Origin of the sequence: Novipirellula aureliae (assembly GCF_007860185.1) — a bacterium.
Taxonomy (GTDB): Bacteria; Planctomycetota; Planctomycetia; order Pirellulales; family Pirellulaceae; genus Novipirellula_A; species Novipirellula_A aureliae.
The window spans coordinates 34,538-61,278 of record NZ_SJPY01000001.1 but is presented as its reverse complement, the minus strand read 5'-3'; the positions used below and the strand labels follow the sequence as shown (position 1 = coordinate 61,278).

Annotated in this window: 22 protein-coding genes; 8 read left to right on the top strand and 14 right to left on the bottom strand. The window is 53.2% G+C overall.

Features of this window, described 5'->3' with window-relative positions; all coding sequences use genetic code 11:
- Nucleotides 1–28: 28 nt before the first annotated feature.
- From Q31b_RS00270 to Q31b_RS00215, 12 genes are all read right to left on the bottom strand, one after another.
- Nucleotides 29–1,003 carry an SPFH domain-containing protein gene (locus Q31b_RS00270; protein ID WP_146597706.1) on the bottom strand — a complete coding sequence of 325 codons (975 nt, stop codon included), beginning with the start codon at nucleotides 1,001–1,003 and terminating at the stop codon, nucleotides 29–31.
- Nucleotides 1,004–1,264: 261 nt separating this feature from the next.
- Nucleotides 1,265–2,308, bottom strand: coding sequence for a hydrogenase expression/formation protein HypE (hypE, locus tag Q31b_RS00265; protein WP_146597705.1), 1,044 nt, complete (start codon nucleotides 2,306–2,308; stop codon nucleotides 1,265–1,267).
- Nucleotides 2,305–3,399: a hydrogenase formation protein HypD gene (hypD, locus tag Q31b_RS00260; RefSeq protein ID WP_146597704.1), complete on the bottom strand. Its 1,095-nt coding sequence runs from the start codon at nucleotides 3,397–3,399 to the stop codon at nucleotides 2,305–2,307. Before hypD ends, hypE begins: the two co-directional genes overlap by 4 nt.
- Nucleotides 3,396–3,695 carry a HypC/HybG/HupF family hydrogenase formation chaperone gene (locus tag Q31b_RS00255; protein ID WP_231617187.1) on the bottom strand — a complete coding sequence of 100 codons (300 nt, stop codon included), beginning with the start codon at nucleotides 3,693–3,695 and terminating at the stop codon, nucleotides 3,396–3,398. The genes hypD and Q31b_RS00255 overlap by 4 nt, the downstream gene beginning before the upstream one ends.
- Nucleotides 3,696–3,719: 24 nt before the next feature.
- Nucleotides 3,720–6,077 (bottom strand): carbamoyltransferase HypF, encoded by a 2,358-nt coding sequence (gene hypF, locus Q31b_RS00250; RefSeq protein WP_146597703.1) that lies wholly within the window; start codon nucleotides 6,075–6,077, stop codon nucleotides 3,720–3,722.
- A 126-nt stretch (nucleotides 6,078–6,203) separates the two neighbouring features.
- The gene (locus tag Q31b_RS00245) at nucleotides 6,204–6,644 is read right to left on the bottom strand and encodes a hydrogenase maturation protease (protein WP_146597702.1); all 441 of its coding nucleotides are present in this window, start codon (nucleotides 6,642–6,644) and stop codon (nucleotides 6,204–6,206) included.
- Nucleotides 6,641–8,092, bottom strand: a complete 1,452-nt coding sequence (locus tag Q31b_RS00240) for a Ni/Fe hydrogenase subunit alpha (protein WP_146597701.1) — start codon at nucleotides 8,090–8,092, stop codon at nucleotides 6,641–6,643. The genes Q31b_RS00245 and Q31b_RS00240 overlap by 4 nt, the downstream gene beginning before the upstream one ends.
- A gap of 123 nt (nucleotides 8,093–8,215) precedes the next feature.
- A complete protein-coding gene (locus tag Q31b_RS00235) occupies nucleotides 8,216–8,755 on the bottom strand; it encodes an NADH-quinone oxidoreductase subunit B family protein (RefSeq protein WP_146597700.1) in 540 nt (179 codons plus the stop codon).
- A gap of 305 nt (nucleotides 8,756–9,060) precedes the next feature.
- Entirely contained in the window at nucleotides 9,061–9,774 is a 714-nt protein-coding gene (locus Q31b_RS00230; protein ID WP_146597699.1) for a 2Fe-2S iron-sulfur cluster-binding protein, read from the bottom strand.
- Between the two features lie 130 nt (nucleotides 9,775–9,904).
- Complete coding sequence (locus Q31b_RS00225) at nucleotides 9,905–11,698, bottom strand: NAD(P)H-dependent oxidoreductase subunit E (protein WP_146597698.1); 1,794 nt, start codon at nucleotides 11,696–11,698, stop codon at nucleotides 9,905–9,907.
- A 374-nt stretch (nucleotides 11,699–12,072) separates the two neighbouring features.
- On the bottom strand, nucleotides 12,073–12,804 hold the full coding sequence (locus Q31b_RS00220) for a methyltransferase domain-containing protein (RefSeq protein ID WP_146597697.1): 732 nt from the start codon (nucleotides 12,802–12,804) through the stop codon (nucleotides 12,073–12,075).
- Nucleotides 12,801–14,063: a prolipoprotein diacylglyceryl transferase family protein gene (locus Q31b_RS00215; protein WP_146597696.1), complete on the bottom strand. Its 1,263-nt coding sequence runs from the start codon at nucleotides 14,061–14,063 to the stop codon at nucleotides 12,801–12,803. The genes Q31b_RS00220 and Q31b_RS00215 overlap by 4 nt, the downstream gene beginning before the upstream one ends.
- A 125-nt stretch (nucleotides 14,064–14,188) precedes the next feature.
- Here Q31b_RS00215 and Q31b_RS00210 point away from each other — a divergent pair, with 125 nt between their 5' ends.
- The 8 genes from Q31b_RS00210 (at nucleotide 14,189) to Q31b_RS00175 (ending at nucleotide 24,273) form a co-directional block, all read left to right on the top strand.
- A complete protein-coding gene (locus Q31b_RS00210; protein ID WP_146597695.1) occupies nucleotides 14,189–14,965 on the top strand; it encodes a hypothetical protein in 777 nt (258 codons plus the stop codon).
- Nucleotides 14,966–15,050: 85 nt separating this feature from the next.
- Nucleotides 15,051–15,425: a hypothetical protein gene (locus Q31b_RS00205; RefSeq protein ID WP_146597694.1), complete on the top strand. Its 375-nt coding sequence runs from the start codon at nucleotides 15,051–15,053 to the stop codon at nucleotides 15,423–15,425.
- The gene (locus Q31b_RS00200; protein ID WP_146597693.1) at nucleotides 15,422–16,468 is read left to right on the top strand and encodes a DUF1559 family PulG-like putative transporter; all 1,047 of its coding nucleotides are present in this window, start codon (nucleotides 15,422–15,424) and stop codon (nucleotides 16,466–16,468) included. The genes Q31b_RS00205 and Q31b_RS00200 overlap by 4 nt, the downstream gene beginning before the upstream one ends.
- The gene (locus Q31b_RS00195) at nucleotides 16,465–17,721 is read left to right on the top strand and encodes a DUF1559 family PulG-like putative transporter (protein WP_231617186.1); all 1,257 of its coding nucleotides are present in this window, start codon (nucleotides 16,465–16,467) and stop codon (nucleotides 17,719–17,721) included. Before Q31b_RS00200 ends, Q31b_RS00195 begins: the two co-directional genes overlap by 4 nt.
- Before the next feature lie 295 nt (nucleotides 17,722–18,016).
- Nucleotides 18,017–18,859: a transglutaminase-like domain-containing protein gene (locus Q31b_RS00190; RefSeq protein WP_146597692.1), complete on the top strand. Its 843-nt coding sequence runs from the start codon at nucleotides 18,017–18,019 to the stop codon at nucleotides 18,857–18,859.
- A gap of 228 nt (nucleotides 18,860–19,087) precedes the next feature.
- Entirely contained in the window at nucleotides 19,088–20,776 is a 1,689-nt protein-coding gene (locus Q31b_RS00185) for a DUF1553 domain-containing protein (protein ID WP_146597691.1), read from the top strand.
- Nucleotides 20,777–20,790: 14 nt separating this feature from the next.
- Nucleotides 20,791–22,122 (top strand): DUF1501 domain-containing protein, encoded by a 1,332-nt coding sequence (locus Q31b_RS00180; protein ID WP_146597690.1) that lies wholly within the window; start codon nucleotides 20,791–20,793, stop codon nucleotides 22,120–22,122.
- Nucleotides 22,123–22,149: 27 nt separating this feature from the next.
- The gene (locus Q31b_RS00175; protein WP_146597689.1) at nucleotides 22,150–24,273 is read left to right on the top strand and encodes a PPC domain-containing protein; all 2,124 of its coding nucleotides are present in this window, start codon (nucleotides 22,150–22,152) and stop codon (nucleotides 24,271–24,273) included.
- Here Q31b_RS00175 and Q31b_RS00170 read toward each other — a convergent pair.
- Together Q31b_RS00170 and Q31b_RS00165 are read right to left on the bottom strand one after the other, a co-directional pair.
- Nucleotides 24,252–24,965, bottom strand: a complete 714-nt coding sequence (locus Q31b_RS00170; RefSeq protein WP_146597688.1) for a hypothetical protein — start codon at nucleotides 24,963–24,965, stop codon at nucleotides 24,252–24,254. The two genes, Q31b_RS00175 and Q31b_RS00170, sit on opposite strands and share 22 nt — an antisense overlap.
- 110 nt (nucleotides 24,966–25,075) lie before the next feature.
- Nucleotides 25,076–26,740, bottom strand: coding sequence for a putative manganese-dependent inorganic diphosphatase (locus Q31b_RS00165; protein ID WP_146597687.1), 1,665 nt, complete (start codon nucleotides 26,738–26,740; stop codon nucleotides 25,076–25,078).
- Nucleotide 26,741: the final 1 nt, after the last annotated feature.

Sequence of the window (26,741 nt, the reverse complement as noted above, 5' to 3'; positions counted from 1 at the left end):
TCAATGAACGGCGCAAGCAATCATTCCGCTACGCACCTGTTTGTACGACAGGCTGCGTATGCCGATCACTGCACAGGACGACCAATAGATTCGAAACCAACGTGGCACGCTGTTGCGGATCCAGATCAACAATCTCATCTCGATTCAGATGCTCGAGAGCCATTTCGACCATGCCAACCGCACCGTCAACAATCAAACGACGAGCTGCCACGACGGCACCAGCCTGCTGTCGCTGCAACATCGCCGCAGCGATTTCGGCTGCGTACGCAAGATGACTGATTCGTGCCTCAAGTACCGTGACGCCTGCTTTTTTAAGTCGCTCTTGAATGTCCTCTCGAAGCCGGTCGCAGATCTGTTCCGTGCTTCCTCGTAGTGAAACTTCATGATCCTCACTATCGTAGGGGAAACGGGTTGCAAGACTTCTTAGTGCTGCTTCACTTTGCACTTCAACAAAGTGTTCGTAGTCGTCGACCTCGAACAAAGCTTCCGCGGTATCCATCACTCGCCACACGACAACGGCCGAAATCTCGATCGGGTTTCCATCACTATCATTAACCTTGGATGGGCGGCTGGCAGTCCGTGATTTCGCTCGAACGACTTGCCCGGAGGCGTTTTTTTCTTCTGGGGTTGAAGAGGAGCCGGTTTCAAAATTCCGCACTCGCAAGCTGACCTTCTTTTTGCTGAAAAACGGGTTGACCCAAAAGAATCCTGATTCCTTGACCGTGCCGCGATACTCACCGAACAACAATAAAACACGCGAATCGTTCGGAGCAATCGCCATCAATCCACACAGTCCTACCATCCCGACGACACCGATCAAAGTAGCCAATAGAATCGCTGGCCAGAACTCACTAGCAACCGATGCAATGAAGACGAGAATGGCAAGGAAAACTAGCCCCGTGAAAACGAAAAGCGGTGCCCACCCCGCAGTTGGTTGAGTTAACTTTTCAATATGAATATGGCGTGGAGTTTGATTCTTGATCGAATTTGCAGATTCCGACATCGTGTTTTCCTTTTGAAAATGGGGCCGTTTAAATTCAGCTAGAGCATTTTGATTTTGATGTGGCTGGGGCTTCCAGTCCAAGTTGAGAAGAACGCTGTGGCTAGAAGCCACAGCCACTAAACACCCAGCCTACGGCATTCTGTAAAATGCTCTATGACATTGTACTGGCCGTGAACGACGACCGAGAGGGCGCAAAAAACGTGTCAATAACCAAATGTTTAACAGTCCAAGACGAACCTGCTATGTTCTGCGTGCCTACCTCTAGCAGATCCGTGGCAATTGCTCACCGATTGGTATCGATACGATTCGTTTGGTTCCTACCGCCGTCCGGGCGACGACTAGGTGGTGGGCATCTTCGACGACGCGGCCAATGATGGCGGCGTCTTGTCCAAGTGGGTGCAACTTCATCGTCTCGAGCAATCGATCGGCGTCAACAGCGGACACAATCGCTATTAGCTTTCCCTCGTTTGCGACCAGCAACGGATCGAGTCCTAAGAACTCACACGCCGAACGAACGGCCTCTTTGATTGGGATGCTCGCATCGTCAAGTTCGATACCGCAACCAGAATCGGCAGCGATCTCATTCAAGCTCATCGCCACCCCACCTCGCGTTGGATCACGCAACACGTGGATATTCGGCGATGTATCAATCATCACTTGGACCAATCCCGCTAGCGATGCACAATCGCTCTCTATCTGACTCTCGAAACTCAGTCCTTCGCGGACACTCATGATCGCTACACCGTGATCACCAACCGTCCCGCTGATGATCACCACATCACCCGGTTTGGCTTGATTGGAAGCGATGTGCAGGTTGGTCGGCAAAACGCCAATTCCTGACGTATTGATGTAGCATCCGTCCCCACATTCTCGCTCGACCACTTTCGTATCACCTGCAATGATCGACACTCCCACTTGTTTGGCGGCTGCGCCCATGTCGTTCGCGATGCGGATCAATTTTTCGACCGGCAGCCCCTCTTCGATAATGAAACCTGCCGTCAAATACAGCGGTTTGGACCCGCTCATTGCCAGATCATTGACCGTACCGTTGACGGCTAGATGTCCGATACTTCCGCCGGGGAAAAAAAGTGGCTGGACAACAAATGAATCGGTCGAGACCGCAATTCGTTGACCGGGCAAGGAAAGTGTTGTCGAATCGCCCAATAGAGTCACATGTTCGTTGGCAAACGCTGGTGCAAAGACATGCTCGATCAATTCAGCCGAAAGCTTTCCACCTCCACCATGCGCAAGAATAACGTTGGGGTAGTCACGAAGTGGTATCGGACACTGCGGTGATTGGGTCATCGGTTCAAGAACCTTCCATAGTTGTAGTACGCCGCGCATGCTCCTTCGCTTGAAACCATTGTTGCACCGAGCGGATTTCGGGGCGTGCATTGCTTTCCGAACGCGGCACATTGATGCGGCTTGATCGCACCACGCAGCACTTCGCCTGCTCGGCAAATCGTGCTCGCTGCTTCGGCAACATGCTTCACATCAAACCTCCTTTCCGCATCAAAGTCAGAAAAATCGCTGTTCAAACGCCAGCCACTTTGCGGGATCATGCCGATGCCTCGCCAATCGCGATCCGTGGGTTCGAAGACTTCTGCGATCGTTGCCTGGGCTGCCTCGTTACCCGCTTCGCTGACAACCCTTGGGAACGCGTTCTCGACATGACTTTTCCCGGTTTCCAGCTGCATCACCGTGCGACGAATGCCATCGAGAAGGTCGAGTGGTTCGAAACCTGTGACCACGATCGGCACCGCATATTTCTCGGCAATTTCGTGGTATTGGTGATAGCCCATCACACTACAAACATGCCCTGCAGCCAAGAACGCTTGCACTCGATTCTCCGGCGAATCCATGATCGCCTCGATTGCTGGCGGGACGAGCACATGGGATACGAGCACTGAAAAATTATAGATCGATTGCTGTTTCGCGATCTTGACTGCCATCGCATTCGCTGGCGCAGTGGTTTCAAAACCAATTGCCAAGAAGACAACTTCGCGATTCGGGTTTTCACGAGCCAACTTAACGGCATCGAGCGGCGAGTAGACGATTCGCACGTCACCGCCACTGCCTTTCACACGAAACAGGTCTTCACTTGTTCCAGGCACCCGGAGCATATCGCCGAAGGAGCAAAAGATTACCTCTGGCCGTGCTGCCATTTGTAGAGCTTTATCAATCACTGAGATTGGCGTCACGCAAACGGGGCACCCCGGTCCATGAATCATCTCGATCGAATCAGGCAAAATCTGGTCGATCCCATTGCGTATGATCGAATGGGTTTGACCGCCACAAACTTCCATGATGGACCATGGGCGAGTACAGATTCGAGAAATCTGTTCAGCAAGCTTTAGCGATTTTTCGCCATCACGATACTCCGTTAAGTGTTTCACGCTTCTTCTCCATTGGCTTCTTCTCCATTGGCCCGAAGTTCCTCGAGTTCATCCTCCAGCCATCCAAGTTCGGCAAACGTTTCCAATGTTTCCTGAGCCGACTCTTCATCGATTTGATTGATCGCAAACCCGACATGGACGATGACATAATCGCCAACCTTGATCTCTGGCAAGAATGCCATGCAGACCTCCTTGACGACGCCGCCAAAATTGACTCGTCCCATTGAGGTTTCGTTTTCGCAGAACAGAGATTCGACTTGTCCAGGAACGGCTAAGCACATATTGGTTACCGTCATCGGTTGAGTGAAAGATTACATCCGTTATCGATCTTGATCGTAGCTTGGTGCTTCGCCACCGAACAGATACCTCTCGCGGTGGAGGAGCACCGTGCGACGCTGGGCAATCCACGCTTGTCCCAATGCGAGACCGCCGTCATTTGGCGGCACAATGGTGTGCGTCAAAACCTCGAACCCCTCGTGCATTAGCCGTTGCCGGGCGAGCCGCGTCAGCAAGACATTTTGGAACACTCCGCCAGTCAGCCCGACTCGATCGATTCGGTGCTTTGCACGCGCGTTGAGACTGATGCGAGCAATCATTTCAGCAACGGTGAGATGGAAACGAACTAAAATATCCGCAGCGGATCGTTTTCGAAGAAGTTCCGAAACAATTTGGTGAATCAAATGCGTCGTATCGATTTGCTGAATGTCACCGTCGATAACCGTAATATCGTAGGGTTTGAATTGCGACTCATCCAATTTTCGAGCGGCAATTGCCTCGCACTCCATCGCCGCTTGCCCTTCATAACTCACCACATGACGCACGCCACAAAGTGAAGCGACAGCGTCGAAAAGCCGCCCCATACTGCTGCTTGGTACACAACGAAAGTTTCGCTGAAGCTGCTGGTCCAACACGGTTCGCTCCTTCGCTGCCGTTACGAAGACGGACGCCAGAGAATCGGACCACTCAATCCCAGCTTGATAAAGGGCTGCCAAAGCCGATCTCGACGGATGCCGGATACAGGCATCGCCTCCCGGCAGCGGCAGATACGCCAGATGCGCGTAGCGTTCAAAGTCACTTGCATTCGCGATCAGCCATTCGCCACCCCAAATCGCTTCGTCGGTTCCGAATCCCGTTCCATCGAAACAAACACCAATTATCTTTTCTTCGGGTACGATCGAATGCTCGGCTAGCAGGGATGCAACATGGGCATGGTGATGCTGAACTCGCAGCATCGGGACTGCGTGTTTCCTTGAAAACTGCTCTGCCCAGGCGCTCGACAAATAATTGGGATGCTGATCTGCGACGACCGAGTCGGGCTTGATGTTGTAGAGTCGCAACAAATGATCCACGGCATTTTCCATCGCCGACAGTGTTTCTTGGTTTCCCATGTCACCAATATGTTGGCTCAGGAAACAGTGGTGTCCTTTGGTCACGCACGCGGTCGCCTTGATCTCGCCGCCAACCGCAAGCACCGGAGGCCCATCGGTAGGTAGTTTAATCGGCAGGGGCGCATAGCCACGGGAACGTCGAATCGGCAGCACCTCGCCATCTAAGACACGAAGAACCGAGTCATCGCAAACCGTCTCAATTCGCCGGTCATGAAGCAGAAAAGCGTCCGCAATTTTTCTCAATCGCTCGATCGCGTCATCGTTGTCGTACGCAATGGGCTCGTCCGACAAATTCCCCGACGTCATCACCCAGACATCACCGGGTCGCAGCAACAAGCTGTGCAGCGGTGAATAGGCCAACACCACTCCAACAAAGTCGCTGCCGGGGGCAACCAATTCGCACAACGATTCCGCTCCTTCTTGCCGGTGCAGCACAACGATAGGGCGTTGCCGACTTTCGAGCAGGACCCGATCGGCATCGCTAAGCACGGCGATTGATTCGCACGTTGCAATGTCAGCAACCATGACTGCCAGCGGTTTTTCGAAACGATGTTTTCGCTCTCGTAATTTCGCAACGGCTTCCGAGTTCCTGGCGTCACAAGCCAGATGGAAACCGCCAACGCCTTTGATGGCGACGATGCCACCCCGCGCGACCGATTCCTTCACCGCTTGCATCGCATCCCTTCCTCGGATTTCTTGATTCTCACCTGACTTGATGAACCATGTCGATGGCCCGCACTCGGGGCAGGCATTTGGTTGAGCATGAAAACGTCGATCCGCAGGATTGTCGTACTCCCGTCGACACGACGTGCACATCTCAAAGTCACTCATTGTCGTCGATGCCCGGTCATAGGGCAGTTTTGTAATGATCGTATAGCGAGGACCACAAGCCGTACAATTGGTGAAGGGGTATTGATACCGTCGATCCGCTGGATCATTGATCTCGGCTAAACAGTCAGAACAAATACTGACATCGGGCGAGACGAACGCATGCGGATCTGCCTCCTTTTGCCCTGTGTTGATACGAAACGCGTGCTCCTTTGGAACGGAGTCGATCGTCTCATGAAGAATATCGCGAACAAGCGATAACGACGGAGCCTCGGATCGTAGACGCCCGCAGAATTCCGCCAATTCTGTACGAGAACCCTGTGCCTCGATTAGGACTCCCATCGAATCATTGCGAACCCAACCGGATAATCGGGAAGAATGTGCCAACCGCCAAACGAAAGGTCGATACCCAACGCCTTGCACCACGCCTGTTACCCGAATTCGCCAACGTTGCATTCTCATCGCCAACCCCATTTCGTGTTATCGATTGGTTTCATTGTAGCACATCGAGATCGCGAGCTCGGGTTTGGAGCTGTCGTAGACCGGGTCAACGTCGTAAAGAATCCTTGACCCAGCCCAAGTATCCCATCACCTTTGGATCCACTCGATAACGCCAGCGAAAGCGTCATCGAGATTGGTACGTGCGTCGATGGATAAGCCTTCGCCAAGTTCGAAGCGAAAGCCGCGGATGCCCATCACCCACGCCTCGGGTCGATGATGAAAGTGGTCCTGGCAAATCGCAAGAATCGCTCCTGGTGTTACGCTGTGACTGGTGAAAGTGATTTCGCTAGATGGGGCAAGCGGTTGCAGCAAGAACGGTGATGGTGCAGTCACGCTGGCGTCAACAAACAGAACTCTTTTGTAGGCCGCGATAGTCACGGCGTCTTCGATATTGAGTTGATAATCGACGTCGGTTTCGATATCGGACCGCTGGAGGCTAGAAAGCCGATCGACGAGCGCTGGTCCGAGCCCGTCATCACCTCGTAGCGGATTGCCACAAGCAATTATCAGTGTCCGGGTGTGGTTCATTCTCGCGCTTTCTCGTCAAGCACGGCACCGTCAGGTCCAATCAATTGGACGCGTAAACGCATTTGACCCAAGGCATGCGTCGCGCAACTAAGGCAGGGATCATAAGCGCGGATGCCAACTTCAATCGCATTGAGCATCCCCTCGCTGATTTCAGCTTGTCCCTCGATATACTGGTCGGCGACGACGCGAACGGCTTGGTTCATCGCTTCGTTGTTATGTGTTGTCGAGACGATCAAGTTGCCTCGGAGGACCTGATCGTTTTCATCGACGTCGTAATGATGAATGAGCGTGCCACGCGGAGCTTCGATAATCGCGATTCCGGTCCCCCGACGTTCGCCGCTGGTCGTCAACTCGCCACGCAAAACGTCTGGATCCGCCAGCAATTCTTGCATCTTCTCAGCGCTATGCACTAATTCGATCAATCGAGCCCAATGATAGGCCATGGTGGAATGGATGGGACGACCTGCACCAAGCTGCATAAATTCTTGGCGTTCTGTTTCAGCGATCGGAGTGTCGATGAAGTCGCAATTGTTGATGCGTGCGAGCGGACCGACGCGGTACCATCCTTTGTCTTGTCCCAGGTCTCGAAGGAACGGAAACTTCATGTAACTCCAATTGCGGACACCTTCGCGGATGACATCCAAATAATCAGACGGGTCGACTTGGTCAAAGATGATGTTGCCATCGGCATCCTTGGCGCGAAGTTTTCCATCGTAGAGATCCAAACAGCCATCGGAGCGAACGATGCTGAGAAAGTTGGATTCAAACGTACCGAACGGCAGTAGCGTTTCCGCACTGCCGCGAGTCACCTTTTTGCATAACTGCAATCCTTCTAAACTCCACTCGACCATCGTGTCGACTTCGGCAGCCAAACGGTCACGATCTTCGAGTGATAGATGCTTATTCATGCCGCCGGGGATCGAGCCAGTACCGTGGATCTTCTTGCCCGCAGTCGCCTTGATGACCTCCTGCCCAAACTTTCGCATCAGCACTGCTTTTTTTGCGATTTCGGGGTACGCCTCGATCACGCCAATCACGTTGCGTTGTTCGACCGGAGCATCGAATCCGAATAAAAGATCAGGCGACGACAAGTGATAGAAATGCAGTGCGTGCGATTGAAAGGTTTGGCCATAGTGCATCAGCCGCCGAATCTTTTCCGCAGTCGGTGTGATGGGCTCTGCACCGACGATCCTGTCACACGCCTTCGACGCGCATAGATGATGGCTGACCGGACAAATACCGCAAAGCCGTTGCACCATTACCGGAACTTCCCAGTAAAAATGCCCCTGTACGAATCGCTCGAATCCGCGAAACTCGATAATGTGAAACCGTGCTTGGGTCACATGGTTGGCCTCGTCCAATTGAATCGTAACCTTGCCATGACCTTCGACTCGGGTCACCGGATTGATCACGATTTTGCGAGTGCCGTTTTGAGTGGTCGTTGTCATTTTCTTCGCCTAGGCTTTCTCCGAAAAGGGGGTCTGACCCCTTTGGAGGACATTCGTTTCTCAATCGTTTTCGGCTTGTCTGGTTAGGGTCAGCCCCCTTTTCGGACAAAGCCTCGTAATAGATCAGTCGTATTTGAGCAGTTCATAATCGAGCACGGGTTCTCGGCCTTCGAGCAACGCCACAATCGCGGTCCAAAGAGCGTCGGCGGAAGGTGGGCAGCCAGGAATGAAGTAATCGATTTTGACCACTTCATGGGCTGGGTACACACGGTCGAGCATGATCGGGATATCTGGATCGTTGGGGATGACTCCATCAACCACCGACGGTCCACTCAGAAACGCTTCCTCGAGACACTCGCGCAGCGGCACGGTGTTTCGCATTGCAGGCACACCGCCGGTCAGGGCACAAGCTCCGATCGCAACGAGGGTGTGGCAATTTTCGCGGAACATCCGTAAGAATTCGACATTCTCATCATTGCTGCAACCTCCTTCGATGATTCCGATATCGACCATTCGATTGAATCGCTTTTTGTCATTGATTGGCGACTTGTCGAATTCGACCAGCTCCGTCAGTTGCAAGATCCGCTCATCGATATCAAGCAGTGACATGTGGCATCCGAAACAACCGGTAAAATGGCCCGTGGCAATGGTTGGCTTTGACATTGGAGGATTAAACCTTTCTTGTCGCGAAAGATGTACGACTTTTAAGTTGTTGTTTTGAAAGCGTTTACGCATTATCTATCTCTCCCGGCACAGCCGAGGTCGTGCCGCTTTTAAGTTCATCTGAGTCAACAACTTAACCTCCTCTCCCAAACTTCGTTTGGGGGAGGTCGAACGCGGCGTTCAGCCGCCGTTCGGGTGGGGGCCTATCGAAGTCGTTTGCCACGTTGCACATAAGAACCGCTCGAACTCCGGTGTTTTTGGGGAGGGTAAAGTTGTTGCAGCCGAGCTGCCTCAAAAAGACGGTTTCATTTTGACCCCGCCCGTTCAATCTCCGATCCGATCGGCGTATGGTCGTACCGTCTTTGTCCAATCGGAATCGAGTATCCGACACGTTTGGTGCGCAAGCATCCCGTAGGGCAAACGCGTGCCGCCGCGTCTGCAACGTCCATCGTGGTTTCGGACAAGCCATGCTCGGCATTGACTGTAATCACTTTGTGAATGCCTCGACCTTCAAAGGCAAACACGGTTTTGCCGTCTTGAATCGCCGACGCTCGCACACAGCGTCCGCAGAGAATGCACAAGTCCCGGTTGATAAATACATCGGGATGGGTCGCATCCAGTTCACGGTGCGTTTCAATGTAGGGCAGTGTTGGCGAGATCATGCCTAGCCGATAGCCTTCGGCTTGCAGTTCGCAGTTGCCGCTTGTTTCACAAGAAGGACAAAAATGATTGCCTTCGACAAACATCATTTCGAGCACCATGCGGCGATGGGCATTCAACTCTTCGGTATCGTTTTCGATCGTCATCCCCTCTTCGACCGGGATGGTGCAAGAGCTTCGTGGACGCCCATCGACTTTCACCACGCACAACCGACAATGACCTCGCGGTGGCAAATCCTTGTGGTGGCAGAGTCTCGGGATATAGATTCCGGCATCCTCTGCTGCCTCAATGATCTTCTGGCCTAGCTTTGCTTGGATCGGTTTTGAGTCGATCGTAATCGTGACGGTGTTGTCACTCATCGTTGGATTCCCTTTCTAAGTAAATTATCGGGATCGATGTGTCCTTTGGCCGTGGCCTAGGCTTCCAGCCTGAGGTTTGTTCTGGTCCCAGGCTAGAAGTCGGGGCCATATTTTTCTCGGCGAAGTTGGCTTAAGTGTTCACCGTGTGTTTTTCAACTTCGATCTGAATCGGTTCGCGTCCCGAACAGGCAGATCCTGCTTTCAACGCTTCTTGCAAATTTAGCCGCGGGTAGAAGTCGCCCTTCTGCAAGCGGGCTTCGTACAATTCGGGGAACTGGTCAATCGTACTCAGTATTGGATTCGGCGCGGTTTGGCCCAACCCACATTGGCTCATCGTCTTGATCGTCCCACAAAGTTTTTTCAGCGCATCCAATTCCGTATGCGTTGCGTGTCCATCGAGAACCTCGCGAAGTTCTTTGAGTAGGAGGGTGGTGCCAACGCGACAGGGAACACACCAACCACAAGACTCCTCGGCAAAGAATTCACCAAATTGATACATGTATTCCAAAATATCGCGATCGGGACCGAAGAGAATGATCGAACCGCCCGTCGGCAGGTCTTCGAATGCGATTTTCCGCAAGTAATCCTTTGGTCCGATACAATGCCCTGATGGACCGCCAATCTGGACCGCCTGGGCGTCCTCGGCTCCTACTTGTTGCAACAGTTTGGCAACCGTGATGCCATATTCGACTTCGTAGACCCCCGGTAGTTGGCAATCGCCTGAGATGCTAAGCAGTTTCGTTCCTTTGCTTTGCTCGGTCCCAAGACGCGAGAACCATTCGCCACCGTTTTCGAGAATCCGCGAAACACCGACAAACGTTTCGACGTTGTTCACAAGAGTCGGTTGTTCCTTGTAGCCGCGTTCGACGGGAAAGGGCGGTCGGTCTCGAGGGGCTCCGCGTTTGCCTTCTAAGGATTCGATCAACGCTGACTCTTCACCACAGATATAAGCACCGGCTGCCGCTTGGATGCGGATATCAAAGTCAAATCCTTCGAGGCCACAGATGTCATTTCCCAACAGCCCAAGTTGGCGATGGTTCGCAAGGGCGCGTTCGAGATCCCCTCGCAAATAGTCGTACTCGCCACGAAGGTAGATCATTCCCTCTTTGGCACCGATTGTAAAACCGGCGATCGTCATGCCGTCAAAAACAAGCTCGGGATTTTCCATCAGGATCACACGATCCTTGAACGTCCCCGGTTCCCCTTCATCGGCATTGCAGATGACATAATGTGATTTGCCAGGCGAGTTTCGGCATTTATCCCACTTGCTGGCGGTGGGGAAACCCGCACCACCACAACCTCGCAAATGGGAAGTGTACAACTCGGCAAGGATTTCGGCAGGTGTTTTGCGGATCGCCTTTCGTAGCGCCGCTCCACTGTCGTAGGGCCCCAAAAGAATGGGTCCACTTTGCCGCAAATTCTTACGCACTCGCGCCTGCGGTAGCGTATCAAACTCGTCACCCGATCGAATCGCGGCAACGATTGCGGGAACATCCTCGGGTGTAAGTTGTGTCAGCGCGATGCCGTTGATCAATACACTCGGGGCTTGGTCACTAAGGCCGATACAGGAAGCCTTTTCCAAAGTGACTTTACCGTCCTCGGTTGTCTCGCCAAGAAAAATGCCAAGCTCTTTCTCAAAAGCTTCGACCAATGCATCGGCACCCTTCATTCTTTCAACGACTGCCGTACAGATACGGATGACGTTCTTGCCTTGAGGTGACCGCGAAAAGAAGGCATAGAAACTGACCATGTCGCGGACTTGAGCACGATGGATTCCCAAGTTTTTAGCGATCAGCCCGATGCTAAGTTCCGAAAGATGTCCCAATCGCCCATGGACAGCCCGGGCGACATCCATCAACCGCGTAGGATCGTTCTCAAACTGATGTGCGATCTGTTCGATGATCGCAGTCGTTTCTTTTGGCATTGTCCACAACCTCCGATTGGAGAGGCCCTCTTTGCCATGTTAAAGGGCCGTGCTAGAGGGCCGTGTTAGAGGGCCGTGTTAGAGGGCCGTGTTAGAGGGCCATGTTCGAGGAATGAACGGCTCTGAATGCGATGACGCTCATCCCCGATCTCTCTACTCCTTTAAGTTAACGCATTTCTTTGAGGTGGCTACAGAAATCAATTGTTAAACAGCGAAAATATTCAAAATAGGTTCGCGCATTTTGGCTGTGAAACCACGTCCCCAGCATCCCCAACCGAACAACGTCGTCTTGGTTTCTTGCCGGGTCTGCGTCATTAAGAAAAGAAAGCAACATGACCGATCCTATGCCTTGCGGCGGACGGCGACCTGCGGGATTACGCAAATGCAGGCGCGGGGACCGGTGCAACCACTTCACTGGCCACCGCAAGCATTCGGCAGGGGACGATCGCACGAATCATGATGGTGCGGCATAATGCCGCATTGGCGATTTTCGAGAATTCCTCGCGCGTGTACGCCGCTCTAATTCTCAGCGGTGTGTCATGCTGGAGCACTCGGGATCGTGTCAGCAAACGGGACGCGGTCTTGGCAACTGTGAAATTCCATCGAGTTCTTTCGAAGTCACATACCACCATCGCCAAGCCAGCTGATTGCTGCATCGATTGAAGCAACCGAAACACTTGCGGTTCTTCCAATTGGTGCATCAGGTCTGAGCAGACAATGACGTCGAATCCGGATGGGAGTGGATGGTTCAAGCAGTCGATTTTGGCTGAATGAACATCGACGTCATGCTCTATAATCGCTTGTCGATGTTGTTCGAGGACCGCTTCACGATGATCCGATGCCGTGATTTGCAGGTCAACGCTCCGTCGCTTGGCCTTGACCGCCCAATGGATTGGTAAATCAGCACTACCGCTTTCCAAATCGAGTACCTTGAGTGGACGGCCTGGAACATTCGAAGCGAAACGCTCGAGACGATGAAACAGAACATCACCAATTCCGCTTAAACGATTGAAACGTGCCATCCCTGCTATCGCTTGCATTCGCTCGTGTTCTCCAAGCGATGGGTCGTCCAACCACGGAGCTTCTTTGATTCGGTTCAAATTCATGCCTCCACTTTGCTGCTTGGCTGCTTCCGACCGTAGATCCAAAAGAGTCCGACAACTGACAATGCAAATACCAGCACACTGACCCACTGTGAAATCGATAAATCGGTCCCAAATTGCCCCTGTTCATCAACACGGATCCACTCTAACCCAAACCTCAATACCGCATAGCTGGCGAATCCCAACATCATAATCGCCCCTTCGCGTCGGAACCAATACGAGGCGGCGCAGAGTAGCCCGCACAAACAGATTGCCGAGAAACTACTGATTAACTGAGCTGGCTGGACCGGCATCGCTCGTTCTGGCAACTGATCGCTACTCCACTGATAGACCTTTCCATCGATCATTGCCAACACTCCGCGTGGGGCTCGTTCATACGGCATGTCGCTGGATAGTTTTTCGAGGTCTCGGTCGTCGAGTTGCAGTTTTTCAAGTCGACTACCACTCTCAATTCCGTCTTTTGCAGCCAAGCTGCCCGGCCGAACACGGCGAATGATGCCACTGTCGGGGTCGACATCAAGACCAACCAATGAGCCGCTTTGTAGTTGGTCGACATAAACAGGACTGCCGACCGGAAAATGTAGGGCAGCCCAGTAGTCAGGACACGCTCCACCGTAACAGCAGCCATTGAGAAGGCAACCGATTCGGCCAAACGCTAGGCCGATAAACATACAGGGAACGATCGCATCCCCCAATCGCCATAGCGGTAATCGCTGGCGAACGGCATAGAAGACACCAGCGAGTGTTCCGAAGATAAAACCACCGTAAACCACCAGCCCGCCTTCGGTAAACGTCAGCATGCTACGAATCGTTTCACCCCAGCTGTCGTGCATGAAGCGGTCCGAGTACTGAACGACGTAGAACAGACGGGCCCCTACGATCCCGCCGATGAAAACCCACGGTGCCATGCCAATGATCGCATCGGGATCGATACCTCGCCGCCGAGCACGAGCCATGGCCAGCGCAACCGCTGATAAAACACCCAATAACAGCATTACGCCATAGCCGCGAATTGCCATGCCAACTGGCTCACCAGCCAGGTTCTTTAGCTCCACCACCGGCAAAATGAACACGATTGCAAAGGCTATCAAACCCCACATCGGCCCTTCGCTGGCTAGGAACGCTCTCGGTGATTGGTGCGTTTTTTTGAGCAGTAGCAGTCGAATCAGGAAACCGACCGCGATCAGGATCAGGCCCCAGCCGAATCCGAACACCGGTAGTCCGGCGACTTCGTGCGGAATGAAAAACAAGGTGCTACGCATGGCTGGTGCAATTTTACTCGAAACAAAGAAACGGGTTGGTCTGGACGTGTTGCCAGCTTCTTTTCTACGCTGCAGCCAATCGAAACGTCTAGACGTCTTCGCCGCTACTAAGGGCTAAACCTACCATGATGCGATTTTCCATGTCTTTCCTGACTCCTGTCTTGCTCGCTGTTACGTTCAGCGGCACGATTGTTGGTACCTTTGCCGCGATGCCGCCTGCAGAGGCGCAAACCTCGGGACACACCCATTTTCGGGTCGAGACCAAGATTTTTGAAGGCAAGCAAGCCAAGCCGGCGGCTCATCATCTGATTCTGTTTGACAGCGGATTGGTGTACGATGTGCCAGTGATCGATGATCGTTTTGTGACCATTTACGACTCGCCCCGTAGCCGGGTGATCCTGATCGATCGCGTGGCCAAGACTCGTACGACGCTCACAATTGATGATCTCGTCCGCGTGACCGCGCAAGCGAAAAGTGCTGCTGAAACACGCAGCCAGCAAGAAAGGCTGGGTATTTTGGCTACTCCCGAATTCGACGCTGAGACAAATACCTATCGAATTTCATTTGAGGATACCGCGTACGAAACCGTCGTCGATGACTCGGTCGCGTTAGATTCCGCCATCGCATACGGTCAATTCGCCGACTTGGCGTCTCGTTTGAACTTGGTCCGACGGATCGGATTGCCGCCATTTGCACGCATGTCGCTCAACCAACGGATCGCGGCAGACGGGAAAATGCCCAAAGAAACGACTTTGTCGATCCGCCGAGGCATCGCGACCGATCGATTCCATGCTAAGCATGAGGTCATCAAGCAACTAAGCCAAAAAGATTTGAAGCAAATCGAAGAAATCGGCAGTATGTTGGCTCTCTATCGCGAAGTTCCACTCGACCAAATCAAATAGCCTTACCCTATCCATTTTGTGTTATCATAAACGGTCGTGACAATCGGGCCGTTGGAAATGCGATGATGGAAAGAGGGGTAAAACGTTGACGAATCCTATTCGTAGCCGGCGGATGATCGGACGCCGTGGTGCCGCGTTTTTGCTGCTGGTGGTGTTGGTGACGATGGTCGTTTTAGCGGCCGTTCGGACGATGGTGGTCGCCGAGACTTCTTCCCGTCGTCATGATTTACTCGGGCGACGCAACCAAACTCTTGCCGCGGCGATCGACGCGGCGATGCCGATTGTCGATAACTCGTTTCAGACCTGCAGACTTCCCATCGACGAAGCAGCCAACGAATTTATTCAGGTCACTCTGGACCAAAATCAATCGATCGTTACGGCGACGTGGTATCAAGGCGACAAAGTTGTTGACGAAATGACTCGGCAAATCCATTTGGAAGAAGATGGAGCGGACCAATGAACGTGATGACAGAAAACTCGTTTCCAAGCACCCGTCTGGGCAACTCTCCCAAGCTTCGCTCGGTGGAGGTGGTTAAGTTGTTGACTCCGTTGGAGTTAAAAGCTGCACGACCACTGCGCCCGGAAAATAGGGGAAAGGCCGGCTTTACCCTCGTCGAGTTGCTGGTCGTTATCGCTATCATCGGCGTCCTGGTCGGACTCATGCTGCCGGCGATGCAGAACCTGCGTGAAATGTCGCGGCGGTCGAATTGCCAGCAAAACTTGACCCAGCTTTCCTTGGCTCTTTCCACTTACGCCATGGAGCATACTCATTACCCGGTCGGCACGATCGCGGATTCGGGACCGGTCCGAAGCGAAGCCGTCGGTGACCACCATAATTGGATCATCGGATTGTTGCCGATGCTCGATGCACAAACCGTCTACGATGCTGTCGATAAAAACAAGAGCGTCTATGCGCCGGAAAATGCCGAGGTGCGAAACCTTCGTCTGCCTTTCTTGCAATGCCCATCGGCGACCAAGATGCGAGAAAACACGTCCTGTTATGCTGGCATTGTTTCGTCGACCGAGACGCCAATCGACACCAATAATGACGGTGTGATGTTCCTAAACGTCCCCGTTCGCGATGAGGACATCAGCGATGGTCTCGCTTATACCGCCTTCGTTGCTGAGAAATTGTCGCGGTTCGAAGACGACTTGGGCTGGATGAGTGGAACACGATCGAGTTTGCGTAATACGGGGCATCCGATTAACGCTGAATTGGCGAACGTTCGCGGCAAGTCCAGTTTTACGACGACGCTAGATCCGCTGTATGTCGGTGGCATCGCCAGTGATCACGGCAGTGGTGCACATGTATTGATGGGCAGCGGCGAATACAAGTTTTGCAGCGAGTCGATCGACCTGGAAATTCTCAAACAGATGGGCAATCGTGCCGATGGTGGCATTCCGATCGAGTGGAAGAGTAGTGAACCGAATAGCGAAACCTTGACGCCGAACGTTGCTCCAGCTCCCAAAGCGGATCCAACTCCAGCGGAGGCAGCGGAGTGAAACAAAAAACTGCGTTTACGATGGTCGAAGTGTTTACGGTCGTGGCAATCATCGGTGTTTTGGTCGGACTATTGTTGCCTGCGATTCAAGCATCGCGAGAAATGGTGCGGCGGACGAGTTGTGCAAACAACTTCATGCAAATCGGTCTGGCCATCCACGGCTACCATCAGGCGTTCAAACAATTGCCGGTTCAATTATCGGGCAGCGAAGGCAGTACAACGCCGAGCGTCGATAACGACCGCCGGCTGAGTGCGTTTGTCGCTTTGTTGCCATTTTTGGATGAACAACCAAGATGGGAAATTATCAATCGATCAATTAGAAAGGATGACTCCAGACTCCGAAGCTATGCCTTTTACCTTGGATATAGCTATAATGACGGCTGGGGTATGTCGATGGATGAAGAGGAAGCGGAAGAGCCGGACTCCGATGCAACGTGGGTAGCAGGCGGTCCTGAGCCGTTCGACGGCGACTACTATCCTTGGTCTTCAGAAATTAGACCGCTGCGCTGCCCGAGCGATCCTGGGATTGGTCTTCCTGCACTGGGGCGAACCAACTACGCGGTCTGTCTTGGTGATGGCATGGTCGCGGCGGATTCAGGACCTATGAAAGAGCGGAATGGTCGATTCGTCATCGATGCGAAACTGGAAAAGCAAACCGAGCTGGCGATGCGAGGGATGTTTGTCCCGCGAGTGATCATGCGGTTTTCCGACGTCACCGATGGTCTTAGCACGACGATCATGATGGCCGAGATTGCGACCGATCTCGGCGATCAATCGATACTCACCAAGCCGATTGCAGGTCCAGGCATCGTGTTGGCGTCGAATCCGAATTGGGCCCGCGATCAACAACTCATTGACGTCGACCGGCCTGAGTTTTGGCAGATGCAATCGAACGCTTCCGTCTTAGCAGCCGACAACTCGGTCGGGCGCGGAAGTCGTTGGGCCGACGGAATGCCCGTTTACACGGCCGTCAATACCATTTTGCCACCAAACCGCGAGATCGTCTTGCAGGCGGACCGGGATGACACGTGGGGCGTACTCGGTGCCAGTAGCCGGCATCAGGGCGGTGCCCATGTCTGTATGGGCGATGGCAAAGTCACCTTCGTCAATGACAGTATCGATGCTGGCCACCCCAGTGCAGCGAGCGTCTTTGTCGGCAGCGTCAATGAGGAGTTAATTGAAAGTCCATACGGACTATGGGGAGCCTTGGGGACGAGAGCCAGTCACGAACTCAGCGCCATCAGCGGCCCGTAGTGGATCTTATTAAAGATCCTGGCCCAAGACCATCAATGCACCCGTAGTGGATCTTGTTAAAGATCCTGGCTCAATGCCATCAATCCGCCCGTAGTGGATCTTGTTAAAGATCCTGCCCCAAGGCCATCAATCCGCCCGTAGTGGATCTTGTTAAAGATCCTGGCTCAATGCCATCAATCCGCCCGTAGTGGATCTTGTTAAAGATCCTGGCGTATGAGGATCTTTAACAAGATCCACTACAGCTATCCATCCTCCGTGGGCATCCTCGAAACCCATCGCCAAATGAATTCTAACCATGAACATCATTGAAGTCGGCTGTCAGTTGCGCTACCGCGTGTGGTCCCCTACCGTTTTTCTATTGAATCTATCGGTGGCTCGGAATGCCCACCAAACGGTCACATCCGAATCGTTGGAGGTTGTTCCCTATCAAGTGATCGAAGAGTGTGAGGTTGGACCACTTGGCAATCGAGTGGTTCGGCTCAACGCGACGCCTGGCGAACTTACGATCCGCTACACCGCTACGGCTGAACTCCGTTCCGACGAGGTCGATTCCACGAATGTGGGTGAGACGAATTACGAGCAATTGCCCGCTGACGTGCTATCGTACCTGAATCCAAGTCGTTACTGCGAATCGGACAAGTTGTACCGTTTTGCGTTTGAAGAATTCGGGCAATTACTGACTGGCTATTCACGAGTCACCGCGATCTGTAACTGGACGTACCAGCAACTCGCCTACACGCCTGGTAGCACAGGCCCGACGACCACCGCGTGCGATGTCTTGATACAGCGCACGGGAGTTTGTCGAGATTACGCGCATGTCGCGATCAGTCTCTGCCGAGCGATGGGGATACCTGCGCGGTACGTTTCGGGCTACGCGGTCAACCTACACCCACCCGACTTTCATGGTTTTTTTGAAGCGTACTTGGATCGGCGTTGGTTTTTGTTCGATGCAACGCGACTGGCACCCGTCGGAGGGTTTGTCAGGATCGGAACTGGTCGTGATGCCGCTGATGTTGCGTTTGCGACGATTCGAGGTGAAGCGGAAAGCACTGAAGTTTTTGTTTGGGCTAGCGACATGAGCCCAAGTAGCCGGCTCCTTCCTTCCGACGATGTGCAAACGGGGATCAGTTCAGCGTAAGAGGGTAGCGAGCTGACAAAAGAGGTTTTGTACACCGAAGCCGCCTCCACACGATCACTGACTCGGTGCGGAATATTGTCGCGTTCGGATAGATTTTGAAAATATGCCGTAACTCTCCGATCGATCGGAGATTAGGATGATAGGGGGAAATAGTTTCACGATTCGATTCGTTTTTCTTCATCCCACCTATCCCGCCTGCAATTAACTCCCCGCTGGAGTCCGTTCGCCGTGAAATACTCACTGTGGCTTGCTGTCTTTGCGTTTCTTGTTTCCTTCGCTCCAGGCGTTATCGCCGAACAACCTACGTTTTCCCCGGCGATGCGGGCTGTCTTTGAATCGGATCGTCCAGCGGTTCCCACGAGTGAGATCGACCGCTTGGTTTTCCGGTCGCTTTCCGAGCTTGGCATCGAACCGGTCATTTGTTCCGACTGCGTATTTATACGCCGAGCGTATTTGGACACGATCGGTTGTCTGCCGACCGCTGCGGAAGTCCGAGCGTTTCTTTCCGATACCGACACGAAGACAAAACGTGTTCGCTTGATCGACCAACTGCTCGAGCGAGATGAGTTCGCCGACTACTGGTCGATGAAGTGGGGTGATACGCTACGGATCAAAGCTGAATTCCCGATTAACCTATGGCCCAACGCAGCCCAGGCTTATCACCATTGGGTTCGCGATTCGATCGCTCAGAACAAGCCATACGATCAATTCGCGCGGGAGCTATTGACATCAAGTGGTAGCAACTTTCGGGCTCCTGAGGTTAATTTTTATCGGGCTGTGCAAAATAAAACACCGGAAGGCATCGCCAATGCCGTTGCCTTGACTTTTATGGGTTGCCGCAGCGATTCGTGGTCGCCAACAAAGCTGGAAGGGATGGCTGCGTTCTTTTCGCAAATCGGATACAAGCCGACTGCGGAATGGAAAGAAGAAATCGTGTTTTGGGATCCGCTGCACCAGAGCGTGGACGCGTCCAACGTTGCACCCGGCAGTGCCGTTCCCGGGAAGGTTGCTGCGTCGCCTGAAACCGATGGGAGCCTGCCTTCGATCGTCCGTCCAACCGTAGCGACCTTTCCCGATGGAAAGACGGTGAAATTGACGACGGAAGCGGATCCCCGTATCGCGTTTGCAGCGTGGTTAATCCGAGACGACAATCCCTATTTTGCCCGTAGCGCAGTCAATCGCGTTTGGGCTTGGTTGTTGGGACGTGGGTTGGTGGAACCCGCCGACGATTTTCGAGCCGATAACCCGCCGATCCACCCTGAACTGCTGGCCTACTTAGAGAGCGAGTTCGTCAAGAGCCACTATGATCTGAAATCGCTCTATCGGTTGATCCTCACCTCGGAGGTCTACCAGTTTTCGTCCCTATCAAATGCTGCGTCGACGGATGGCGAAAGCCGCTCGGTTGCCGAGTTAGCAAATTATCCGCTGCGTCGTCTCGATGCCGAAGTATTGATTGATGCGATCAACCAAATCACTGGATCAAACGATCTTTACACCAGTGCGATTCCGGAGCCGTTCACCTACATTCCTCGCGGGCAGCCTGCGGTTTCGATAGCTGACGGTAGCATCACGAGCCCGTTTCTTGCTTTGTTCGGAAGATCGGCGCGAGCCACCGGCATGGCCGATGAACGCAGCAACAACCCGGTTCCGGCCCAATGGCTACACCTACTCAATTCGAGTCACATCCAGCAAAAACTCGAAAGGGGGCAAAAACTTAAGAGGTTTTTCGCTGCAAATCGAAAACCGCAGCAAACCATCGACGAATTGTACCTCACTATTCTGTCTCGCCATCCAAGCGAATCTGAAATCAGCATTGTGATGGCCTATCCAAACAATCGCGGACGATTTCGCCGAGAGGATTGGATTGATATTTGTTGGGCGCTGATCAACAGTACCGAATTCTCATACAAACACTAACAAGGCCCCTCGAAATGAATGACAACCGGAATCACCAAATTCAAGTCGAATTCTCACGACGTCAAACGTTACAAAGTGGAGTGCTCGGTGCCGCAGGCGTTGCCGTGGGACATACTGTACCGGCCCAGGCGTTTGCGTCGGAGCTGCCTGCGAAAGCGAAATCGGTGATTCAGATCTTTTTGTGGGGAGGTATGTCGCACGTCGATACATGGGACCCTAAACCCGACGCCGGACGCGATTACACGGGTGAGTTTTCAGGCGTGATTTCGACCAACGTCCCTGGCATCCAATTGGGTGAGCTGTTTCCGGCACTTTCGAAACAAGCGGACAAGTATTCGTTGATCCGCAGCATGACGCACGGCAACAACGGTCATGAAACGGCTGCTTATCTGATGCAAACCGGACATATGCCTGGCGAACGCTTGGCTTATCCCAGTGTTGGTGCGGTTTTTTCGCTCTTCAAAGGCCGTGACTACGAAGGCTTGATTCCTCCGTATGTCGTGCTAACAAAACCGCAAGGTCGGTTTTCCGAAGAGGGCTTTTTGGGACCAAAGTACAAACCGTTCGCAACGGGCGGCGATCCGAATGCGCAACGTTTCGCCGTCGAAGGAGTCGTCGCCAAGAATATCACCGATGAGCGTCAGAAGTCGCGGCGTGACCTACTCGGAAACCTCGATCCGTTTGCTCAAACGATGCCGCAGCTCGAGTCGGCATTTGCAACCAAAGAGCGAGCCTATGAGTTGATCCTTGGTCGCGGTAAAGAGGTGTTCGATCTATCGAAAGAAGATGACAAACTTCGTGAGCGATACGGTCGAAACACGTTTGGCCAAGAATGCTTGGTCGCTCGGCGGATGGTGGAAACGGGCGTTCCCTACATTGTGATCAACTACCCCGGTGGATGGGATACCCACAAGAACCACTTCCAAACAATGCGGCGGCAAGTACCCCAATTAGACCAGGGTTTGGCGGCATTGTTGGAAGACCTAAGTGACCGTGGGCTGCTCGATAGTACGATCGTTTGGTGTTCCGGTGAATTCGGCCGTGGTCCCAAAGTGGATTGGCAACCGCCATGGAACGGAGGACGCAATCACTACGGAAAAGTCTTCTCCGTCTTGGTCGCAGGCGGTGGTTTTCAGGGAGGAGAAATCGTGGGTGCTTCCGACGAGAAGGGCGAAACGGTCAAGGAGCGTCCGGTCTATCCCGTCGATTTATTGGGCAGCATCTACACACTCGCAGGCATCGATCCGCATGCCAAATTGCCGCATCCCCTCGGGGCCGATGCGCAAGTGCTACCCGATGCGTCGGAAGACGTCAAATCGGGTGGCTTATTGACCGAGATTATGTGACGCTAACATCCATTGTGGATTGGACGAATGAGTAAACTTACCGTATCCGTTTTTCTCGGTTTTCTGTCGCTATCGACGACCACTGCCGTAACCGCCTGGGCACAACCGTCACCCTATATCGGGTACGCCTATCCAGCCGGTGGCCAGCAGGGGACGACGTTCGCGGTCAAGCTCGGCGGCCAACGACTTATCGGCTTGGAAGATGTTCTGGTGTCTGGCGATGGCGTGACCGCCGAGATCACGGACACCTTCCGCAAAATGAACAACCAGGATCGGGCACTGCTGCGCGAACAAGCCCAACTGCTCCGACAAAAACAAAAACGTGGAAGTGGAGAGACAGGTACGGCACTCAGTCCCACCGAGAAAAAGATTCTTAGCAACATCGAATCCCGATTGGCCGACTACGTCGCCCGCCCTGCGTCCACTTCGATCGCTGAGCTGGTTTATGTCCAAGTCTCGATCGCTCCCGATGCAAAGCCGGGGCCGAGAGAAATCCGTGTGGTCACCTCACGCGGCATTTCCAATCCAATCATCTTTCCTATCGGCCAAATCCCCGAAGTGACTCGTGAGCCGATGCGAACGACCAGCATGCAAGTTCTTGGGAAAGAGGAGTTGGCACTGCGCAATCGACCGGCGGACGAGGTGGAAGAAAGCATCGAATTGCCTTGTACCGTCAATGGCCAAATTGCCTCCGGTGAGGTCAATTGGTATCGGTTTAAAGCGAAGCAAGGGCAGCGGTTGGTCATCTCCTGCTTCGCTCGACAATTGATCCCTTACATCGCCGATGCGGTTCCAGGCTGGTTCCAAGCCGTGATGGCGTTGTACGATGAAAACGGTAACCAAGTTGCCTACAATGATGATTTTCGCTTCAAACCCGACCCAACGATTTTCATCGAGGTACCTGCCGATGGCGAATATCGCCTTTGTATTCACGATGCGATCTACCGTGGCCGCGAAGATTTTGTCTATCGAATCTCGATCGGAGAATTGCCGACGATCACGAGTCTTTTTCCGCTTGGTGGTTCGCTTGAGTCGGTATCGAAAGCCGAACTTCAGGGCTGGAATTTGAAGGGTGCTGCCGTAGCGCCAATCAATCCCGCTACACAATCACCCACGGTTTGGGTGTCCGCGATCGTTGATGGGATGGCTTCCAATCGGGTGCCGTTCGCGATCAGTACGATGAACGAATTGTTCGAAGTGGAACCCAATAACAGGACGTCACAAGCGCAAACGATCGATTTGCCTACGATTGTCAATGGACGCATTGAGCAGGCAGGGGACATGGACCTCTTTGCCGTCGAGGCGAAAGCAGGCCAAACACTGGTTGCCGAAGTGACCGCTCGCCGATTGGATTCGCCACTCGATTCGATGTTAGAGATCCGAGATACAAAGGGTAGGTTGGTTGCCGCGAATGATGATCATGCCGATGTCGCTTCAGGGCTGAATACGCATCATGCCGATTCCTACTTGATGGTGAAGCTTCCCGAGGACGGCGTCTATTACGTGCAAATTAGGGACACCAGCCAAAGTGGTGGTAAAGCTTTCGCCTACCGCTTGCGTCTAAGCCCACCATGTCCTGATTTTGAGTTGCGTGCTGAACCGTCTGGTTTGGCACTCCGCAGTGGCAAGGCGATGGGAGTCAACGTCTATGCGATTCGCAAGGATGGGTTCGATGGCGATATCCAAATTCGCCTCAATGATTCCGTCAAACGATTTTCGGCGTCGTCGCCTGGAATGAAAAAAGCAGCGGATTCGACGAAAATATGGATCAAGAGTCTACGAAATGCGAAAGACTCACCAAGCGAGATTTTGATCGAAGGGATCGCCGAAATCGATGGTCAGCAAGTGGTTCGACGAGCGGTGGCATGCGAAGACAAGATGCAAGCGTTCCTATGGCGACACCTGGTGCCGACCGAAGCAGGGTTCTCTGCTATTGTTTTTGGTCCTAAAGAGGAACCAGAATTTCAACGACCTCTACCACCACGTCCGAGCAAATTGGATTATCAAAAGGCACGATCGGGCGACGTCCCCCAGTTCACCGCGAAGCAGGTTCAGGGACGGCTTAGACAGTTGCGACTTCTGTTCGAGGAATGGTCGATCACGGACAGTTTCTACAACGCGAAAGTCGCTCAGTGCGAAACATTCCAATAGCAGGCCTTTTCATAACGGCGGTCGAACTCGGCGAAGAGTTTTAGTATTTCGGGCCGATTGAAAACCTCTTGAACCCGCTCGGCACCTTTGCGAAGCGGTTGTTCGGCTTCAAGCTTCTCCGGCGATTCTTCCTCGTTTTGAGCGATCCGTCTCGCCGCCCCGATCGCTGCCGCTTTTAAACCACTAACGCCATCGAACACGTCGCTCATGGCGGCTTTAAAGACGCGAAAATCCATCCGCTTGAAGGTTTGGTCGAATGCTTGACGCATGGCTTTCGCTTGTTCGCTGTCGATCGACTCGGGGCCTGATTGGAGGATGCGATCCAGTGATCGGGCAAGCAATACCGTACGCATGATCTCGAGTGGAACCCCACGAATCGAAGTGGCAATTGCAATCGCTTTACGGATGGGGAAAAGTAGCAGTTTGAGCGGCAAGCGAGCCGCCTTTCCAGCGACGGAGCTTAGAAAACCACCGCTGCTTGAGTAGTAGGGCTGAAGAGGATCGAGCCACTCGGGTTTCTCGTGGGCCGCCAGCGTCCGTGATACAACGAAACGACGGCATCGGTCACGAACGTACTCATCCACATAGGGGATTGGGATAAACCGAGCAGCCGACGAAACAATGCCAGCCAAAATCCACTGTTGGACCAGCCAAGGCGAGGCTTCCGAATCGGGTAAAGATGGGTTGCTCATGCTAAGAATACCGATGGGGGTTTTGCTCGTTAAACCGCGTGCCCAACCGGCTGCGCGGTCACCATGGCACGCGCGGCCCGTTGGGCACGCGGCGTAAAAAAGACAGCAAACTATGCGCCGTTTTCCTCAGGCATGGACGAATCGAGTAGGCTGATGATCAACGGTAGCAATTGCTTTTTGCGGCTGACCACTTCCTCCAATTCAAAAAGGTTGTCCTCCAATTCGGGGTAGTTGATCTCTTCCCAACCCTCCGGTTGGCGACTCATCAGCAGTAGACTGCCGTTACTGGCGATATTGGTGACGAGCAAGGCAGAAAAATCATAATTGTTTTCGCGAGCCAACTCTTCGAGTGCGACCGACAATTCCTTTTTGCGTTGCCAGAACAGATCGAAGCCAATCTCTTCGATTTGTGAGATTGAAAACTTGCAGGCGGCCTCTTGGAATTCCTTGCAGTCCTCTCGCACGACTTCGCGGGGCGTACACGAGCGCAGTGCCGAGCCAATTTCAAAGAACTCATTGGCATATTCCGCCAAGTCGACCTTACAGAATGCTTGTAGCCATTCCAACATCTCGCGGTCGACGTCCGTCGTCGTTGGCGAGCGCAGGTAAAGTGTGTCGCTAATAATCCCCGATGCCATGCAGAGTGCCATCGATGGGGATGGATCCATTTGAGCCTTTTGGTACTTCTGAGCCACCAAAGTACATGTTGAACCAACCGGTTCAAGTGTAAAGCGGATAGGATCCGACGATTTGAGAGAGCCACCGAGACGGTGATGGTCGAGGACCTCGATGATGTCAGCATCCTCGGCTCCGTTGACCGATTGAGTCAGTTCATTATGATCGACCAAGATAATCTCAGGCTTGGGTGGATTGACCAAATCGCTCTTGGAGATCACTCCAATGAGTTTTCCCCCATCGAGAACCGGAAAGATCGTTTGCCTTGAGCGAACAATCTGCTGGCGTGCCGTACATACAGGCATCTTTGCGGGAAGGGAGACGAAGTTGCGGTCGATTGTCGAACGGATCAATCGCGCCGCCTTGATACGCATCGTTGTCGTTGCGGTATCATGAGGACTCGTGATCACTGAAACGCCCCTTGCCTCGGCGAGGTGCATCAGACCGCTGGAAAGCTCAAACCCGCCCGTCACCACCAATGCTCTCACTCCCCATTCTACAGCGGGAAGCTGGATCGTTGGACGGTCACCACTGACGACCAACAACCGCTCAGGTGCAAAGCCATGCAATCGGTCGGTGAACCCACCCGCACTCATCGCCCCGACTGTCAGCACAAAATCGTCGGTGCGGTCTGGTTCGACCGCATGGGCGAGTTTACCGCCAAGGACCGACGCGACCTTAGAAAGATTGCTACAAACGTCGCGTGAATGCGCCGCATCCACGTCACCTTGAAAAACCAATTCAAAAAGATCGAGCAACGAGACGATCCCCAACAATTGATCGTCATCATCGAGCACGGGGATCGCTCGCAGCGAATGCTCTTTCATCAGCCGATAGACCTCGAAAAAGGCATCGCTGTGGCGAGCCGCAATCACTTGCCGTTGGCAAACGTCTTGCAGCTCTGGACGAATGTCCATGATGATCCGCGGGTGGGTCACGTTTGCTTTGCGAAGGGCAAACTCCGTCCGCTGGTTCGGCGCACCACAACTCGCCGCGATTGCATCGGGCCGTATCGTTTTTTTTAGGAACTCAGCATACGCGAGAGCGCTACAAATCGAATCGGTATCGGGATTTCGATGCCCGAAAACATGAATTGTCATC

Excerpts from the sequence above, each read along its gene's own strand:
- Q31b_RS00270 (WP_146597706.1), bottom strand. The coding sequence starts at position 1,003 with ATGTCGGAATCTGCAAATTCGATCAAGAATCAAACTCCACGCCATATT.
- hypE (WP_146597705.1), bottom strand. The coding sequence starts at position 2,308 with ATGACCCAATCACCGCAGTGTCCGATACCACTTCGTGACTACCCCAAC.
- Q31b_RS00255 (WP_231617187.1), bottom strand. The coding sequence starts at position 3,695 with ATGACGGTAACCAATATGTGCTTAGCCGTTCCTGGACAAGTCGAATCT.
- hypF (WP_146597703.1), bottom strand. The coding sequence starts at position 6,077 with ATGAGAATGCAACGTTGGCGAATTCGGGTAACAGGCGTGGTGCAAGGC.
- Q31b_RS00245 (WP_146597702.1), bottom strand. The coding sequence starts at position 6,644 with ATGAACCACACCCGGACACTGATAATTGCTTGTGGCAATCCGCTACGA.
- Q31b_RS00240 (WP_146597701.1), bottom strand. The coding sequence starts at position 8,092 with ATGACAACGACCACTCAAAACGGCACTCGCAAAATCGTGATCAATCCG.
- Q31b_RS00235 (WP_146597700.1), bottom strand. The coding sequence starts at position 8,755 with ATGTCAAAGCCAACCATTGCCACGGGCCATTTTACCGGTTGTTTCGGA.
- Q31b_RS00230 (WP_146597699.1), bottom strand. The coding sequence starts at position 9,774 with ATGAGTGACAACACCGTCACGATTACGATCGACTCAAAACCGATCCAA.
- Q31b_RS00225 (WP_146597698.1), bottom strand. The coding sequence starts at position 11,698 with ATGCCAAAAGAAACGACTGCGATCATCGAACAGATCGCACATCAGTTT.
- Q31b_RS00220 (WP_146597697.1), bottom strand. The coding sequence starts at position 12,804 with ATGAATTTGAACCGAATCAAAGAAGCTCCGTGGTTGGACGACCCATCG.
- Q31b_RS00215 (WP_146597696.1), bottom strand. The coding sequence starts at position 14,063 with ATGCGTAGCACCTTGTTTTTCATTCCGCACGAAGTCGCCGGACTACCG.
- Q31b_RS00210 (WP_146597695.1), top strand. The coding sequence starts at position 14,189 with ATGATGCGATTTTCCATGTCTTTCCTGACTCCTGTCTTGCTCGCTGTT.
- Q31b_RS00200 (WP_146597693.1), top strand. The coding sequence starts at position 15,422 with ATGAACGTGATGACAGAAAACTCGTTTCCAAGCACCCGTCTGGGCAAC.
- Q31b_RS00190 (WP_146597692.1), top strand. The coding sequence starts at position 18,017 with ATGAACATCATTGAAGTCGGCTGTCAGTTGCGCTACCGCGTGTGGTCC.
- Q31b_RS00180 (WP_146597690.1), top strand. The coding sequence starts at position 20,791 with ATGAATGACAACCGGAATCACCAAATTCAAGTCGAATTCTCACGACGT.
- Q31b_RS00175 (WP_146597689.1), top strand. The coding sequence starts at position 22,150 with ATGAGTAAACTTACCGTATCCGTTTTTCTCGGTTTTCTGTCGCTATCG.
- Q31b_RS00170 (WP_146597688.1), bottom strand. The coding sequence starts at position 24,965 with ATGAGCAACCCATCTTTACCCGATTCGGAAGCCTCGCCTTGGCTGGTC.
- Q31b_RS00165 (WP_146597687.1), bottom strand. The coding sequence starts at position 26,740 with ATGACAATTCATGTTTTCGGGCATCGAAATCCCGATACCGATTCGATT.